The sequence below is a fragment of the Delftia tsuruhatensis genome (genome assembly GCF_903815225.1).
Lineage (GTDB): Bacteria > Pseudomonadota > Gammaproteobacteria > Burkholderiales > Burkholderiaceae_C > Comamonas > Comamonas tsuruhatensis_A.
The window spans coordinates 6,055,001-6,070,788 of sequence record NZ_LR813084.1 but is presented as its reverse complement, the minus strand read 5'-3'; the positions used below and the strand labels follow the sequence as shown (position 1 = coordinate 6,070,788).

13 protein-coding genes (1 of these 13 cut by a window edge) are annotated in these 15,788 nt (G+C 67.5%); 11 read left to right on the top strand and 2 right to left on the bottom strand.

The features are described 5' to 3' along the window. Nucleotides 1-13 precede the first annotated feature (13 nt). Both L1Z78_RS27675 and L1Z78_RS27670 read left to right on the top strand, forming a co-directional pair. Entirely contained in the window at nt 14-727 is a 714-nt protein-coding gene (locus tag L1Z78_RS27675; protein ID WP_234639496.1) for a MotA/TolQ/ExbB proton channel family protein, read from the top strand. 24 nt (nt 728-751) lie between these two features. Further along, a complete protein-coding gene (locus L1Z78_RS27670) occupies nt 752-1,231 on the top strand; it encodes an ExbD/TolR family protein (protein WP_234639495.1) in 480 nt (159 codons plus the stop codon). A 21-nt stretch (nt 1,232-1,252) separates the two neighbouring features. Here the strand turns inward: L1Z78_RS27670 and L1Z78_RS27665 are convergent, their stop codons facing one another. Further along, nucleotides 1,253-2,449, bottom strand: a complete 1,197-nt coding sequence (locus tag L1Z78_RS27665; protein WP_234642283.1) for a mechanosensitive ion channel family protein — start codon at nt 2,447-2,449, stop codon at nt 1,253-1,255. A 352-nt stretch (nt 2,450-2,801) separates the two neighbouring features. Here L1Z78_RS27665 and leuS point away from each other — a divergent pair, with 352 nt between their 5' ends. The 3 genes from leuS to holA all read left to right on the top strand — a co-directional run bounded on the left by leuS (nt 2,802) and on the right by holA (nt 7,246). Beyond that, nucleotides 2,802-5,468: a leucine--tRNA ligase gene (gene leuS / locus L1Z78_RS27660; RefSeq protein ID WP_234639494.1), complete on the top strand. Its 2,667-nt coding sequence runs from the start codon at nt 2,802-2,804 to the stop codon at nt 5,466-5,468. A 43-nt stretch (nt 5,469-5,511) separates the two neighbouring features. Beyond that, nucleotides 5,512-6,018 (top strand): LPS assembly lipoprotein LptE, encoded by a 507-nt coding sequence (gene lptE, locus L1Z78_RS27655; protein WP_234639493.1) that lies wholly within the window; start codon nt 5,512-5,514, stop codon nt 6,016-6,018. A gap of 175 nt (nt 6,019-6,193) precedes the next feature. Beyond that, on the top strand, nt 6,194-7,246 hold the full coding sequence (gene holA / locus L1Z78_RS27650) for a DNA polymerase III subunit delta (RefSeq protein WP_234639492.1): 1,053 nt from the start codon (nt 6,194-6,196) through the stop codon (nt 7,244-7,246). 132 nt (nt 7,247-7,378) lie between these two features. Here the strand turns inward: holA and L1Z78_RS27645 are convergent, their stop codons facing one another. Further along, a complete protein-coding gene (locus L1Z78_RS27645) occupies nt 7,379-7,681 on the bottom strand; it encodes a hypothetical protein (protein ID WP_234639491.1) in 303 nt (100 codons plus the stop codon). A 165-nt stretch (nt 7,682-7,846) separates the two neighbouring features. On the opposite strand from L1Z78_RS27645, the gene L1Z78_RS27640 reads away from it, so the two are divergent. From L1Z78_RS27640 to L1Z78_RS27615, 6 genes are all read left to right on the top strand, one after another. After that, nucleotides 7,847-9,127, top strand: a complete 1,281-nt coding sequence (locus L1Z78_RS27640) for a glutamate-5-semialdehyde dehydrogenase (protein ID WP_234639490.1) — start codon at nt 7,847-7,849, stop codon at nt 9,125-9,127. A 59-nt stretch (nt 9,128-9,186) separates the two neighbouring features. Next, a complete protein-coding gene (trkA, locus tag L1Z78_RS27635; RefSeq protein ID WP_234639489.1) occupies nt 9,187-10,644 on the top strand; it encodes a Trk system potassium transporter TrkA in 1,458 nt (485 codons plus the stop codon). Between the two features lie 9 nt (nt 10,645-10,653). Continuing rightward, nucleotides 10,654-12,120: a TrkH family potassium uptake protein gene (locus tag L1Z78_RS27630; RefSeq protein ID WP_234639488.1), complete on the top strand. Its 1,467-nt coding sequence runs from the start codon at nt 10,654-10,656 to the stop codon at nt 12,118-12,120. Between the two features lie 81 nt (nt 12,121-12,201). After that, nucleotides 12,202-13,497 carry a glutamate--cysteine ligase gene (gene gshA / locus L1Z78_RS27625; RefSeq protein ID WP_234639487.1) on the top strand — a complete coding sequence of 432 codons (1,296 nt, stop codon included), beginning with the start codon at nt 12,202-12,204 and terminating at the stop codon, nt 13,495-13,497. 97 nt (nt 13,498-13,594) lie between these two features. Next, nucleotides 13,595-15,463 (top strand): potassium transporter Kup, encoded by a 1,869-nt coding sequence (locus tag L1Z78_RS27620; protein ID WP_234639486.1) that lies wholly within the window; start codon nt 13,595-13,597, stop codon nt 15,461-15,463. Between the two features lie 69 nt (nt 15,464-15,532). Next, on the top strand, nt 15,533-15,788 hold the beginning of the coding sequence (locus L1Z78_RS27615) for a benzoate/H(+) symporter BenE family transporter (RefSeq protein WP_234639485.1). The gene runs 926 nt beyond the window's last position; only the first 256 of its 1,182 coding nucleotides appear in the window; the start codon lies at nt 15,533-15,535; the stop codon falls past the right edge of the window.

Below are 15,788 nucleotides of genomic sequence, written 5' to 3'. Positions count from 1 at the left end.
CCTCTTTCACACCATGGATGGCGCACTCTGGCTCTGGTGGCAGCAAGGCGACGCGGTCGCCCGCGGCACGGCGCTGCTGCTGCTGGCGCTGTCGGTGGCCAGCTGGGTGGTCATCGTCTGGAAACTGTGGTTCATGGCGGCCTGCCGCCGACGCGTTCCCCGGGCCATCGAGGCCTTCTGGGCCGCCGAGGGGCTGGGTGAGGCCCAGGCCCGCATGGCGGACATGGACCGCCAGCAGCTGGCGGTTCCGCTGGCGGCGGCCCTGAGCCAGCTATCCCGTGGGGCCTCGGCGGCGCTGGCTGACCGGGCCACGTCCTCCGTGCGGCTGACGCGCGGCCTGCGCGAGGCCCTGCAGGCGGCCAGCCAGCAATTGCAATGGGGCCAGACCCTGCTGGCCACCGTGGGCGCCACGGCGCCCTTCGTGGGCCTGCTGGGCACCGTCTGGGGCATACACCATGCGCTGGCCACGCTGGCCGGCAGCGGGCAGATCGGCATCGAGCAGCTGGCAGGCCCCGTGGGCGAGGCCCTGGTGATGACGGCCGCCGGCCTGGCCGTGGCCTTGCCGGCCGTGCTGGCCTACAACCTGATGGGGCGCGCGGCGGGCCAGATGGAGGCCTTGCTCGAAGGCTTTGCCCATGACCTGCTGGCGCAGTTCGGTGCCGGGCCGGTGGCGGACGACGGCATCGCGGCCCCGGACCTGCCGACCAGCCCCATGGAGGCGCCCTGACGGGGCCGCCGCCGGAGTCCAGCCATGTCCTTCGGTCGACTCGCGAGCAGGCAGGGCCCTTCCCAGCCGCTGCATGCCATCAATGTCACGCCCCTGGTGGACGTGATGCTGGTCCTGGTCGTCATCTTCATCCTGGCCGCGCCCATGCTCGCTGCCTCGCTGCGGGTGCAACTGCCCCAGGCCCAGGGCACCCAGCCCATGGCCGCCGCGAACGAGGACGATGCCCTGCTGCTGGAAGTCGATGCCGGCGGCGCGCTCTGGGTGCAGGGCCAGTCCACCACGGCCGAGGCGCTGCGCGAGCGCCTGGCACGGCTGGGCGCCCGCAATCCCCAGGCCGAGCTGCAATTGCGCGCCGACCAGGCCGTGCCCTATGGCCGCGTGGCCGAACTCATGGGATGGGCCCATGCGGCAGGCCTGACGCGCATGGGCTTCGTGGCCGAGCCGGTGCGGGCCCGGCCGCCCGAGGCCGGCGCCGGGCCGGGGCCGTCCTCCCCGCAGCGCTGAGGCGCCTCAGTCTTCGTCCGCTCAGCGCTCGGCTGCGGCCAGGCGCAGGTGCTGGCCATGGTCGGACGAGCGCTGGTACAGGCTCAGGCCGAATCGCGGCAGCATGCCGATCAGGTGGTCGAAGATCGCGCCCTGGATGGCCTCGTACTCCACCCACACCGTGGTGCTGGTGTAGCAGAAAAGCTCCAGTGGAACGCCCATGGGCGAAGGCTCCATGGTGCGCACCAGCAGGAACATGTTGGGCGTCTTGTGGATGTGGGGATGGCGCACCAGGTAGGCGTAAGCATAGGCCTTGAAGGCCGCCAGGTTGCTGACCTGGCCGGGCTCGATGTCGGCGCCCGGTGGCGCCTCGGGAGCGCGCAGGCCGCCGTTTTCGTCCAGATGGCCCTTGAGCAGCGCAATGGATGACAGGGTGCGGTGCTGCTCGGGCGTCAGCAGGCGGATGGTGTGGGCGTCGATGTGCAGCGAGCGGCGGATGCGGCGCCCGCCCGACTCGAACATGCCGCGCCAGTTCTTGTAGCTGTCGCTCATCAGCCGCCAGGTGGGGATGGTGGTGATGGTCTTGTCCCAGTTCTGCACCTTGACCGTGTGCAGCGCGATGTCGATCACGAAGCCGTCGGCACCCACCTGGGGCATCTCTATCCAGTCGCCCACGCGCAGCATGTCGTTGGAGCCCAGCTGCACGCCGGCCACGAAGGACATGATGGTGTCCTTGAAGATCAGCATCAGCACCGCCGAGGCGGCGCCCAGGCCTGACAGCAGCAGCAGCGGCGAGCGGTCCACCAGGGTGGCGACGATCAGCACGATGGCGATCAGGAACACCAGCAGCTTGCCCAGCTGCACATAGCTCTTGATCGAATGGGCCTGCGTGGCCTTGCGCTCCTCCTTGAGGTCATGGGCCTCGTTCATGGCATTGAGCAGGGCGCTGATCACGCGGGCCACATGGTAGATGGTGCAGGCGATGGCCAGGTTCAGGATCAGCGTCGCCCACTGAGGCTGCAACTGCGGGATGGCCTGTACGCCGGACTGCATGACCAGGGAGGGCACGGCCTTGGCCAGGCGCTGCAGCACGTTGTCGTGCAGCAGCACCTGGGCCCACTCCATCTCCACCAGGGTGCTGCGCATGCGCGGCAGCACGCGCAGAAGCAGCCACTGCACGACAAAACCCGCCGAGCGGGCCAGCAGCACCAGCGCGCACAGCGCTGCCAGGGCCTGCATGACGGGATCCCAGGCGGAAATCAAAGACCAGTTCAGCACGAGAGCACTCCAGGGCGCGGAAAAGCCTGCCACGCGAAAGCGGCATGCCCGGGAGATCCATGTCCGTTCCTGCGCAAGTCCGGGCTGGCGATGGCGGAACGCCTGCGGCGCGCTGCCGCAGAGAGTGCCAAGCATACGCAGCACGGATTTTCCCAGCGCGGCGGCCGGGCAAGCCGGGTGCCGATGGCGCAGTACCGCCTGCGGGCTTGTGGGCTGCTTCGGGCGCTGCCGGGCCGGGGCCCTAAAATCGCCGGTTGATTCCGGCAATCCGGCATGTCCGGCCACCTTGTCCGGCCCTTGGGGCCGCAGCACCATGCAAGAGAAATACAACCACATCGACGTTGAGCGCGCAGCGCAAGACCACTGGTCCGCCCGCGACGCCTACCGCGTGACCGAAGACCAGGCCAGGCCCAAGTTCTACGCCTGCTCCATGCTGCCCTACCCCAGCGGCAAGCTGCACATGGGCCATGTGCGCAACTACACCATCAACGACATGCTGACGCGCCAGCTGCGCATGAAGGGCTACAACGTCCTCATGCCCATGGGCTGGGACGCCTTCGGCCTGCCGGCCGAGAACGCCGCGCTCAAGAACAAGGTGCCGCCCGCGCAGTGGACCTACGACAACATCGCCTACATGAAAAAGCAGATGCAGGCGATGGGGCTGGCCATCGACTGGAGCCGCGAGATCGCCACCTGCGACCCCGACTACTACAAGTGGAACCAGTGGCTGTTCCTGCAGATGCTGGAAAAGGGCATCGCCTACCGCAAGACCCAGGTCGTGAACTGGGACCCGGTGGACCAGACCGTGCTGGCGAACGAGCAGGTCATCGACGGCCGTGGCTGGCGCACCGGCGCCCTGGTCGAAAAGCGCGAGATCCCCGGCTACTACCTGAAGATCACCGACTACGCCCAGGAGCTGCTGGACCATGTGCAGGTCGGCGGCGACAAGGCCACGCTGACCGGCTGGCCCGAAAAAGTGCGCCTGATGCAGGAAAACTGGATCGGCAAGAGCGCCGGCGTGCGCTTCGCCTTCACGCACGACATCCGCGGTGCCGACGGCCAGCCCATCCAGGACGGGCGGCTGTACGTGTTCACCACGCGCGCCGACACCATCATGGGCGTGACCTTCTGCGCCGTGGCGCCCGAGCATCCGCTGGCCCTGCACGCCGCCGCCACGAATCCCGCGCTTGCCGCCTTCATCGAGGAATGCAAGAAGGGCGGCACCACCGAGGCCGAACTGGCGCTCAAGGAAAAGGAAGGCCTGCCCACGGGCCTGTTCGTCACCCACCCCCTGAGCGGCGCCCAGGTCGAGGTCTGGGTCGGCAACTACGTGCTGATGAGCTACGGCGACGGCGCCGTCATGGGCGTGCCCGCCCATGACGAGCGTGATTTCGCCTTCGCGAAGAAGTACGGCATCGCCATCCGCCAGGTCATCTGCGTCGAAGGCGAGACCTTCGGCACCGAGGCCTGGGCCGACTGGTACGGCGACAAGCAGCGCGCCGCGTGCGTCAACTCCGGCGAACTCGACGGCCTGGGCCATGTGGCCGCCGTGGACAAGGTCGTCGAACTGCTGGCGGCCAAGGGCCTGGGCGAGAAGAAGATCACCTGGCGCCTGCGCGACTGGGGCGTGAGCCGCCAGCGCTACTGGGGCACGCCGATTCCCATCATCCACTGCGAGGACTGCGGCGCCCAGCCCGTGCCCGCCAAGGACCTGCCCGTGGTCCTGCCCCAGGACCTGGTGCCCGACGGCTCCGGCAACCCGCTGGTCAAGAGCGAAGCCTTCCACGCCGGCGTGGTCTGCCCCTGCTGCGGCAAGCCGGCGCGCCGCGAGACCGACACCATGGACACCTTCGTGGACTCGTCCTGGTACTTCATGCGCTATTGCGATGCCAGGAACGGCGAGCAGATGGTGGCCGAGGGTGCCGACTACTGGATGCCCATGGACCAGTACATCGGCGGCATCGAGCACGCCATCCTGCATTTGCTGTACGCGCGCTTCTGGACCAAGGTCATGCGCGACCTGGGCCTGGTCAAGGTCGACGAGCCCTTCACCAGGCTGCTGACCCAGGGCATGGTGCTGCGGGGTGCGTTCTTCCAGAAGCCTGAAGGAGCGGGCAAGAACTACTACTGGGAGCATGAGGTCAATGTCATCACCAACGAGAACGGGGTGGTGACCGGTGGCACGCTCAAGAGCGACGGCTCGCCTGTCGAGTACGAGTTGACCACCATGTCCAAGTCCAAGAACAATGGTGTCGATCCGCAGGAACTGATCGAGAAGTACGGTGCCGACACCGCGCGCCTGTACACCATGTTCACGGCCCCGCCCGAGCTGACGCTGGAGTGGAACGAATCGGCGGTCGAAGGCAGCTACCGCTTCCTGCGCCGCGTCTACAACTTCGGCGTCAAGCTGTCGCAGATGGACATGGCCGGTGCCTCCGTCTCCGGCGCCAGGTCGCTGGACGAGCTGGAGTTCGGCAAGGCCGCCAAGGCCCTGCGCCTGGAGATCCACACCGTGCTCAAGCAGGTGGAGTACGACTACCAGCGCATGCAGTACAACACCGTGGTCTCGGGTGCGATGAAGATGATCAACGCGCTGGAGGACTTCAAGGCCCTCGACGACGCGGGGGCCCAGGTGGCGCTGATCGAAGGCTTCGGCATCCTGCTGCGCGTGCTCTACCCGGCCACGCCCCACCTGGCCCACGTGCTGTGGAACGATCTCGGCTACGCCGCCCACCTGGGCGACGTGCTGGATGCACCCTGGCCCCAGGTCGATCCCAAGGCGCTGGTGCAGGACGAGATCTCGCTGGTGCTGCAGGTCAACGGCAAGTTGCGCGGCGCCATCCTGGTGTCGTCCACCGCCGACAAGGCCGAGATCGAGCGTATCGCCCTGGCCAACGAGGACTGCCTGAAGTTCACCAACGGCGCGGCGCCCAAGAAGGTGATCGTGGTGCCGGGCCGCCTGGTCAACGTCGTGGTCTGACCCCCTGGGCGCCGGGCCTGCCCGGCGCCCGCAAGGAACAAGCATGCAAAAACGTACGCTGCTCACCGCCCTGGCCCTGGCTCCGCTGCTGGGGGCCTGCGGCTTTCGCCTGCGGGGGGTGCCGACCTTCGTGTTCCGCACGCTCTACATCCAGGCCGGGCGGGGGTCGCCGGTGGCGCGCGAACTGCAGCGCAACCTGGCCAGCGCCAGCGACAAGCTGACCGTGCTGCGCGACCCGGCCTCGCCCGACGATGCCGAGGCGATCTTCCAGATCGTCAGCGAGCGGCAGGAGCGGGTCATCGTCGGCATGAACGCCCTGGGCCAGGTGCGCGAGCTTCAGCTGCGCCTGCGCGTGCGCTTCAAGCTGCGCACGCCCAATGGCGACGAGCCGATTCCCGAGACCGAGATCCTTCAGCAGCGCGATGTGACGTACAACGAAACCAACGCGCTGTCCAAGGAAGCCGAGGAGGCTATGCTCTACAAGGACATGCGCACCGACATCGTGCAGCAATTGCTGCGCCGTCTGGCGGCCGTGAAAAGCCTGACATGAAGCACCCCCTGAGTCGCTTTGCGCCTTCCCCCGTGTGCACGGCGCCCTCTCTCGCTGCGCGGGAGGGGAACGACACCCTCGGTGCGGGGCGGCGCGGCCGGCGTAGGCCCTTCCTCGGTGCCCCTGGACTGGGCCGCGCCAGCTTCGCATGCAGCGCCATGTATCAACACGAGCTATGCAGCTTGCCCTGAACCAGCTCGGCGGCCACCTGGCCAAGGGCCTGCGCCCGCTCTACATCCTGCACGGCGACGAGCCGCTGCAGCAGCAGGAGGCGGCCGATGCCATCCGCGCCGCGGCGCGCGCGGCCGGCTATACCGAGCGCAGCAGCTATACCGTGGCCGGAGCCCATTTCGACTGGAGCGCCGTGCTGGCGGCGGGCGGCTCGCTGTCGCTGTTCGCCGACCGGCAGATCGTCGAGATCCGCATTCCCTCGGGCAAGCCCGGAAAGGATGGCGGCGCCGCATTGCAGCAGATCGCCGAGGCGGCTCGTGGCAACGACAGCACGCTGACGCTCATCTTGCTGCCGCGTCTGGACAAGGCCACCAAGACCGGAGCCTGGTTCAGCGCGCTGGATGCCCAGGGCATGGCCATCCAGATCGACCCCATCGAGCGTGCCCAGCTGCCGGCCTGGATCGCCCAGCGCCTGGCGGCCCAGGGCCAGCGCGTGGTACCCGGCGAGGAAGGCCAGCGCACGCTGCAGTTCTTCGCCGACCGTGTCGAGGGCAACCTGCTGGCCGCGCACCAGGAAATACAGAAGCTGGCCCTGCTGCATCCCGAGGGCGAGCTGAGCCTGGCCCAAGTCGAGCAGGCCGTGCTCAACGTGGCGCGCTATGACGTCTTCAAGCTGTCCGAGGCCGTGCTGGCCGGCCAGATCGGCCGCGTCTCGCGCATGCTCGACGGCCTGCAGGCCGAAGGCACGGCCGAGGTGCTGGTGCACTGGACCCTGGCCGAGGACATCCGTGCCCTGTGCCGGGTCAAGGACGCCATGGCAGGCGGCCAGCCCCTTCCCATGGCGCTGCGTGCGCAGCGCATCTGGGGGGCCAGGGAGCGCCTGTTCGAGCGCCTGCTGCCCCGCATCACGGACGCACAGGCCGCGCGCCTGCTGCAATCGGCCCACACGGTGGACGGCATCGTCAAGGGACTGGCCTTCGAAGGCTGGCCCCGTGATGGCTGGCAGGCCTTGCGCCGACTGGCCATGGACCTTGCGACGGCAGGGAACACCCCCTGAGGCGCTGCGCGCCTTCCCCCTCTCGCTTCGCGGGGGGACGACACCCTCGGTGCGGGGCGGCGCGGCTGGCTTAGGCCCTTCCCTGGCGTCCCTCGCGCTGGGGGCACGCCGGTTTTTTGCGTTGTGCCCTGCTCAGTGCGCCTTCTCCAGTTGTATCTGCGCCTTGTCCGCCCAGATCTGGAGGTTGTCGAGCAGGTCCTTCTGGCTGAAGGAGCAGCTCTCCTCCGTGAACAGCGCCCCGGCTTCGAGCCGGTCCAGCAGGTTGAGCAGCACCTCGCCATAGCGCGGTGGCAGGGCCCCCAGCAGCTCCGAGGCGGCCCGGGCCTGCTGGCCGAGGGCGGCGGCGGACAGCTGCTGCTGTGCCAATTGCGCAAAGCCGGTGCGCAGCTGCGCCAGCTGCTGGGCGGCGAGAAGGGTGTCGTGGCTGGTGGTCATGGCGGGAAACCTCTGCGTATGCGGCAGCAGTGTAGGGCGGCCGCGACAGCTTTTCGGCCAGCCGGGCGCGGGGTTTGCCCTGTGGCGGCGGCATGCGGCCGCATGTTGGCGGGGGCTTGGCCGGTTCAGGTGCGCAAACGTGCGCAACTCGGCGAGAATCGCGGTATGAACGCGCTGAATATCGTCGAATACACCCACAACCTGGGCGTTCAGGCCAAAGTGGCCTCCGCCCGGATGGCCCGCGCCTCCGCCGCCGTCAAGAGCCGTGCCCTGCTGGCGCTGGCCCGCCTGCTGCGCGAGAACGTGGAGCCGTTGCAGATCGACAACGCCCGCGACCTCGAACGCGCCGTGGCCAACGGCCTGTCCGCTCCCATGGTGGACCGCCTGCGCCTGACGCCCAAGGTACTGGAAACCTGCGCCCAGGGCTGCGAGCAGCTCGCCGCCATGGCCGACGTGATCGGCGAGATCATCGGCATGAAGCAGCAGCCCAGCGGCATCCGCGTGGGCCAGATGCGCGTGCCCATCGGTGTGTTCGGCATGATCTACGAGAGCCGCCCCAACGTGACCATCGAGGCGGCCAGCCTGAGCATCAAGAGCGGCAACGCCTGCATACTGCGCGGCGGCTCCGAGGCCATCGACTCCAACAAGGCCCTGGCCGCCCTCGTGGCCCGGGCCCTGGCCGAGGCCGGCCTGCCCGAGCACGGCGTGCAACTGGTGCAGACCACGGACCGCGAGGCCGTGGGCCAGCTCATCGCCATGCCCGACTACGTGGACGTCATCATCCCGCGCGGCGGCAAGGGCCTGATCGAGCGCATCAGCCGCGAGGCCAAGGTGCCCGTGATCAAGCATCTGGACGGCAACTGCCACACCTATGTGGACGATCCCTGCGACGTCGCCATGGCCGTCAAGGTGGCCGACAACGCCAAGACGAACAAGTACAGCCCCTGCAATGCCAGCGAAAGCCTGCTGGTGGCGCGCGGTGTGGCCGCCGCGTTCCTGCCGCAGATCGGCGCCATCTACGCCGCCAAGGGCGTCGAGATGCGCGGCTGCCCCGATTCGCTGGCCATCCTGAAGTCCGTGGCCGGTGCCCGGCTGGCCGAGGCCACCGAGCAGGACTGGAGCGAGGAGTACCTCGCCCCCATCATCAGCATCAAGCTGGTCGAGGGCGTGGACGAGGCGATTGCCCACATCAACCGCTATTCCAGCCACCACACGGACGCCATCCTCACGCGCGATCACATGCATGCCCAGCGCTTTCTGCGCGAGGTGGATTCGGCCAGCGTCATGGTCAACGCCAGCACACGCTTTGCCGACGGCTTCGAGTACGGCCTGGGCGCTGAAATCGGCATCAGCACCGACAAGTTCCATGCGCGCGGTCCTGTGGGCATCGAGGGCCTGACCTCGCTCAAATACGTGGTGCTGGGTGAAGGCGAAGTCCGCGCCTGACGGCGTCGGGCTGCGTGGACGCAGGCCCCGCGCCTGCGCCGCAGCACCGCAATGACTCCATGAAAATCATCATTCTTGGCGCCGGACGTGTGGGCTACAGCGTGGCCGAGAGCCTGGTGTCCGAACGCAACGACATCACGGTGATCGACACCGACGCGCGGCGCCTGCGCGAACTGGAGTCGCGCTTCGACCTGCGTGGCGTGGTCGGCAACGGTATCGATCCCCAGGTGCTGGCCGAGGCGGGCGCCAAGGACACGGACCTGCTGATCGCCTGCGCCGCGCTCGACGAGACCAACCTGGTGTGCTGCAAGCTGGCCCAGGTGCTCTTCGAGGTCCCCACGCGCATCGCGCGCGTGCGTTCCTCGGGCTTCGGCGAGGACGAAACGCTGCTGGGCAAGGAAGGCTTTGCCGTCGACCGCATCATCTGCCCCGAGGAGTCGCTGACCAACTACATCAGCAAGCTCATCGAGTTCCCCGAGGCCATGCAGGTGCGCGCCTTCGCGGGCGGACGCGCCGCGCTGGCCTCGGTGCGCGCGCGCGACGGGGCCCCGGCCGTGGGCCGGCAGATCGGCGAGCTGCGCGACTGCATGCCCGAGCTGGCCATGCGCATCGTGGCCATCTACCGGCGCTTCCTCGACGAGCCCGACCGCTTCGTGCGCTGCGACGGCAACACCCGCATCGAACCTGGCGACGAGGTCTTCATCCTGGCTGCGCGCGAGCATGTGGCCGAGGTGCTGCGCGCCATCCACCGCCCGGCAGGCCGGCCCTCGCGCCCCGTCTACCGCATCATGGTCGCGGGTGGCGACCAGGTCAGCCTGCGCCTGGCGCTGCAGCTGTCGCGCGTGCCCGGGCGTTTCCACATCAAGATCATCGAACCCGACGAGCAGCGCTGCCAGGACCTGGCCTCCGTCCTGCCGGCAGAAGTGCTGGTGCTGCACGGCGATGCCACCGACGAGGATCTGCTGGCCGACGAAAGCGTCGAGGACGTGGACCTGTTCCTGGCCCTGACCGACGACGACGAGAACAACATCATGGCCAGCCTGCTGGGCAAGCGCATGGGCGCGCGGCGCGTGCTGTCGCTGATCACCCGGCGTGCCTATGCCGATCTGATGCACGGCACGCAGATCGACATCGCGCTGTCGCCGGCCCAGGCCATGCTCGGCGAACTGCTGGCCTATGTGCGCCGCGGCGACGTGCAGGCCGTGCACAGCCTGCGCCGCGGCGTGGCCGAGGCGCTGGAGATCGTGGCGCGCGGCGACCGCAAGAGCTCGCGCGTGGTCGGGCGCAAGGTCGAGGACCTGCGCGTTCCCGAGGACGCCCACATCGGCCTCATCGTGCGCGGCATTCCCGAAGGCGTGCCGGCCGACGAGATCGCGGCCGGCGCAACGCCCGAGGTCATCATCCCGCGCGGCAACACCGTGATCGAGAGCGGCGACCACGTGGTCTTCTTCCTGCCCCACAAACGGCTGGTGCGCGACGTGGAGAACCTGTTCCGCGTCAGCGCCACCTTCTTCTGAGCCCGCACCATGCGCGACCTGTTCCCCGTCCTGCGCGTGCTCGGCATGCTCATGGTCATGTTCGCGCTGTCCATGCTGCTGCCCTTTGCCGTGTCCTGGTTCGCCGACGACGGCATCTGGCGCATCTACCCGTGGTCCATCGGCATCACGGCCGCTGCCGGCCTGTCGCTGTGGATCGGCCTGGACCATTTCCGGCGCGAGCTGCAGCCGCGCCACGGCGTCATCCTGGTCACCCTGGTCTGGGTGGTGCTCCCGCTGTGCGCCATGCTGCCCCTGGTGCTGGGCCTGGGCCATGTGGGCCTGACCATCAGCTTCACCCATGCCTATTTCGAGGCTGTCTCCGGTTTGACCACCACCGGCGCCACCGTGCTCACGGGTCTGGATGCGCTGCCCGTGTCCATCAACGTCTGGCGTACCTTTTTGCAGTGGCTGGGCGGCATGGGCATCCTGATCCTGGCCGTGGCCATCCTGCCGCTTCTGGGCGTGGGGGGCGCCCAGCTGTTCCGCGCGGAGGCGGCCGGTCCCATCAAGGACACCAAGCTGACGCCGCGCATGACCGAGACCGCCAAGGGCCTGTGGGGCGTGTACGGCGTGTTCTCGCTGGCCTGCCTGATCGCCTTCTGGGCGGCGGGCATGGCACCCCTGGACGCCCTGATGCACATGTTCGCCACCGTCAGCCTGGGTGGCCTGTCCTCGCATGACGCCAGCTTCGCCTATTTCGATTCGCCGCTGATCGAGCTGATCGCCCTGGTCTTCATGCTGCTGGCCAGCTGCAATTTCGCGCTGTATTTCGTGGCCATGCGCAAGGGCCGCTGGGATGGCTTCTGGCGCGACCCCGAGATGCGCGCGACGCTGGCCGTGCTGCTGGGCGGCGGCCTCATCGTGGCGCTGCTGCTGTGGACCAAGGGCGTCTATGGACCCGTCGAGGCGTTGCGCTACGGCGTCTTCCATGTGGTTTCAGTGGCCACGACCACGGGCTTCACCACCGTCGACTACCTGGGCTGGCCCGTCTTCGCGCCCGTGCTCATGCTGCTGCTGTCGGGCGTGGCCACCAGCGCGGGCTCCACGGGCGGCGGAATCAAGATGGTGCGCATGCTCATCCTGCTCAAGCAGGCACGGCGCGAACTCACGCGCCTGGTCCACCCGCGCGCCATGCAGCCCGTGCGCCTGGGCGAGGGCGTGGTGGACGACCGCATGATCTTCTCGGTGCTGGCCTTCATGCTGGTCTACGGCGCCACGGTGATCACGCTGAGCATGGTGCTGCTGCTCACCGACCTGGACCCGGTGACCGCGTTCTCCGCCGTGCTGGCCAGCGTGCACTGCATGGGCCCCGGGCTGGGCGCCCTGGGGCCTTCTTCCAACTATGCGGTGCTCACTGATTTCCAGACCTGGGTGTGCACGCTGGCCATGCTGCTGGGGCGGCTGGAAATCCTCAGCTTCATGGCCCTGCTTTCCCCGGCCTTCTGGCGCCGTTGACGCCGCAGAGACTGGGGAAAACACCTAGATCATGGTCCAATCTCTACAATTGCCCCCCACCGTCGTTCCCAGAGGGTCTTTATGGTTCCACATCTCATCACGGCCCTGACCGGCCCGATCAACGAGCTTGAGCAGCGCATTCTCGACTCCATGCCCGCGATCGAGCGCTGGTTCCGGCTCGAGTGGATGGAGCACACGCCGCCCTTTTACTGCTCGGTGGACATCCGCAACGCCGGTTTCAAGCTCGCGCCCGTGGACACCAACCTGTTTCCCGGCGGCTGGAACAACCTGACCGACGAAATGCTGCCGCTGGCCGTGCAGGCGGCCATGGCCGCGATCGAGAAGATCTGCCCCGAAGCGCGCAACCTGCTGATCATTCCCGAGAACCACACGCGCAACACCCACTACCTGGCCAACGTGGTCCAGCTCAAGCGCATCTTCAACATGGCCGGGCTGAATGTGCGCATCGGCTCCATCAGCCCCGACGTCAAGAAGACCACCACCGTGACCCTGCCCCATGGCGACACGGTGACGCTGGAGCCCGTGATCCGCAGCAAGCGCCGCCTCGGCCTCAAGGACTTCGACCCCTGCACCATCCTGCTCAACAACGACCTGTCGGCCGGCGTGCCGGGCATCGTCGAGGAACTGTATGAGCAGTACCTGCTCCCGCCACTGCACGCGGGCTGGAGCGTGCGCCGCAAGAGCCGCCACTTCCAGAGCTACGAGGAAGTGGCCAAGCGCTTCGGCAAGCTGCTGGGCATCGATCCCTGGCTGATCAACCCGCTGTTCGGTCGCAGCGAAGGCATCGACTTCGCCAATGGCGTGGGCATGGAAGGCCTGGCCGAGCAGGTCGATGTGCTGCTGGCCAAGGTGCGCCGCAAGTACAAGGAATACGGCATCAAGGAAAAGCCCTTCGCCATCGTCAAGGCCGACAACGGCACCTATGGCATGGGCGTGATGACCGTGCGCGACGCCAAGGAACTGGCCGAGCTGCCGCGCAAGAGCCGCAACAAGATGGGCATGATCAAGGACGGCCAGACCGTGCACGACGTGATCATCCAGGAAGGCGTGCTCACCCAGGAGCGCATGAACAATGCCGTGGCCGAGCCCGTGGTCTACATGATGGACCGCTACGTGGTCGGCGGCTTCTACCGCATGCACCCCGAGCGCGACGTGGACGAGAACCTCAACGCGCCGGGCGCAGGCTTCGTGCCGCTGGCCTTCCAGCACAGCACCCAGCTGCCCCAGATTGGTGCGCGACCGGGCGCCAGCGTGCCCAACCGCTTCTACATGTATGGCGTGGTCGCGCGCGTGGCCATGCTGGCTGCCAGCTATGAGCTGGAGGCGACCAACCCCAACGCGGAAATCTACGACTGAACGGGACGCTGTCCGATGCAACCGTGATCAGGACAGCGGACAATGCCGACATTTCCATGACTGAGGCCGCCTCCCCCACGGGGCGGCGCATAGACCTGTGCAGAAAACCAAATCTTCGTTGGCCGCGCTCACCCTGGGCGCCATCGGCGTGGTCTATGGCGATATCGGCACCAGCGTGCTGTATTCGGTCAAGGAAGTCTTCGGCTCCGGCCATGTGCCCTTCACCCAGGAAAACATCTACGGCGTTCTGTCGTTGCTGTTCTGGACGCTGACGGTCATCGTCTCGCTCAAGTACGTGGTCCTGGTGCTGCGCGCCGACAACAACGGCGAGGGCGGCCTGGTCGCCATGCTGGCCCTGGCCTCTCAGACAGTCAAGGACAAGCCCAGGCTGCGCAATGCACTGCTGTTCATTGGCATCTTCGGCACCTCGCTGTTCTATGGCGATGGCGTGATCACGCCGGCCATCTCCGTGCTCTCGGCCGTCGAAGGCCTGGAAGTGGTGTCCCCGCACTTCACCAAGGCGGTGATCCCGCTGACCCTGGTGATCCTGTTCCTGCTGTTCTGGTTCCAGAAGCACGGCACGGCGGGTATCGGGCGCTTCTTCGGTCCCATCACCCTGGTCTGGTTTGCCACCATCGCCGCGCTGGGCGTGCACCAGATCACCGGCCATCCCGAAATCCTTGCGGCCGTCAGCCCGCACTTCGCGGTGCGCTTCATCTGGGACAACCCCGGCACCAGCTTCATCATCCTTGGCGCCGTCGTGCTGTGCGTGACCGGTGCCGAGGCCCTGTACGCGGACCTGGGCCACTTCGGCAAGAAGCCCATTCGCCTGGCCTGGTTCTCGGTGGCCATGCCGGCGCTGACGCTCAACTACTTCGGCCAGGGCGCCCTGCTGCTGGCCAACCCGGCCGCCGTCAAGAACCCCTTCTACATGATGGCGCCAGCCTGGGCTCTTCTTCCCCTGGTCTTGCTGGCCACCATGGCGACCGTCATCGCCTCCCAGGCCCTGATCACCGGCGCCTTCAGCGTCACGCGCCAGGTCATACAGCTGGGCTACCTGCCGCGCCTGGAAGTGCGCCATACCAGCGTGCGCGAGGCCGGTCAGATCTACATGCCCCTGGTCAACTGGAGCCTGTTCGTGGCCATCGCCCTGGCCGTGGTGCTGTTCCGCTCCAGCGGCAACCTGGCGGCCGCCTACGGCATCGCCGTCACGCTGGACATGCTGATCACCACCACGCTGACCTTCTTCGTGATCCGCTATCGCTGGAACTACCCCCTGGCCCTGTGCATCGCGGCCACGGGCTTTTTCTTCTTCGTGGACCTGGCCTTCTTCACCTCCAACCTGCTCAAGCTCTTCGATGGCGGCTGGTTCCCTCTGCTCATCGGCGGCACGGTGTTCTCGCTGATGATGACCTGGCGCCGGGGTCGGGAGCTGTTGCACGAAAAGCTGCAGGCCGATGCCATCGACCTCAAGAGCTTCCTGGAATCGGTCTGGCACCACCCGCCGGCCCGCGTGCCCGGCACGGCCGTCTTCCTGTCCGGCGAGCCGGGGGCCGTGCCCAATGCGCTGTTGCACAACCTCAAGCACAACAAGGTGCTGCACGCCCAGAACATCTTCGTGACGGTGCGCAACCATGAAGTGCCCTGGGTGGGCCTGGACAAGCGTACCGAGATCGAGGCCCTGGGCAGCGACTGCTGGCAGGTCATCATCAACTACGGCTTCAAGAACGAGCCCGACGTGCCAGCGGCCCTGGCCTTGCTGCGCCCCCGTGGCTGCCAGCTCGACGCCATGGAGACCAGCTACTTCCTCTCGCGCGATGTCATCATCCCGCGCATCAGCCACCGCATGGCGCCCTGGCGCGAAAAACTGTTCGCCCAGATGCACCGCAATGCCAGCCGGGTCTCGGACTTCCTGCACCTGCCCAGCAACTCCGTGGTGGAGCTGGGCTCCAAGATCGAGCTTTAGCGCGTGAACACGCTCTTAGGCGTCACCGACGCATCGCCGCAATGCCGGCTCAGGTGACAGAATCGCGCGATGCGCTTTCTTCGTGACTTGAGCCCTTCGGCCTTCGCAGCCGGCTTCGTGGCCGTGCTCGTGGGATTCACCAGCTCGGTGGCCCTGGTGTTCCAGGCAGCCCAGGCCTTCCATGCCACACCCGAGCAGATCACCTCCTGGGTCTGGGCGCTGGGGCTGGGCATGGGGCTGTGCTCCTTGCTGCCCTCGCTGATACTGCGCATGCCCGTCATGGTGGCCTGGTCCACTCCTGGCGCGGCCGTCTTGGCGACGGCGG

Coding starts and splice junctions, on each gene's coding strand:
- lptE (WP_234639493.1), top strand. CDS start 5,512: ATGCAAAAACGTACGCTGCTCACCGCCCTGGCCCTGGCTCCGCTGCTG.
- L1Z78_RS27630 (WP_234639488.1), top strand. CDS start 10,654: ATGCGCGACCTGTTCCCCGTCCTGCGCGTGCTCGGCATGCTCATGGTC.
- L1Z78_RS27675 (WP_234639496.1), top strand. CDS start 14: ATGGATGGCGCACTCTGGCTCTGGTGGCAGCAAGGCGACGCGGTCGCC.
- leuS (WP_234639494.1), top strand. CDS start 2,802: ATGCAAGAGAAATACAACCACATCGACGTTGAGCGCGCAGCGCAAGAC.
- trkA (WP_234639489.1), top strand. CDS start 9,187: ATGAAAATCATCATTCTTGGCGCCGGACGTGTGGGCTACAGCGTGGCC.
- L1Z78_RS27665 (WP_234642283.1), bottom strand. CDS start 2,449: ATGCAGGCCCTGGCAGCGCTGTGCGCGCTGGTGCTGCTGGCCCGCTCG.
- holA (WP_234639492.1), top strand. CDS start 6,194: ATGCAGCTTGCCCTGAACCAGCTCGGCGGCCACCTGGCCAAGGGCCTG.
- L1Z78_RS27670 (WP_234639495.1), top strand. CDS start 752: ATGTCCTTCGGTCGACTCGCGAGCAGGCAGGGCCCTTCCCAGCCGCTG.
- gshA (WP_234639487.1), top strand. CDS start 12,202: ATGGTTCCACATCTCATCACGGCCCTGACCGGCCCGATCAACGAGCTT.
- L1Z78_RS27645 (WP_234639491.1), bottom strand. CDS start 7,681: ATGACCACCAGCCACGACACCCTTCTCGCCGCCCAGCAGCTGGCGCAG.
- L1Z78_RS27640 (WP_234639490.1), top strand. CDS start 7,847: ATGAACGCGCTGAATATCGTCGAATACACCCACAACCTGGGCGTTCAG.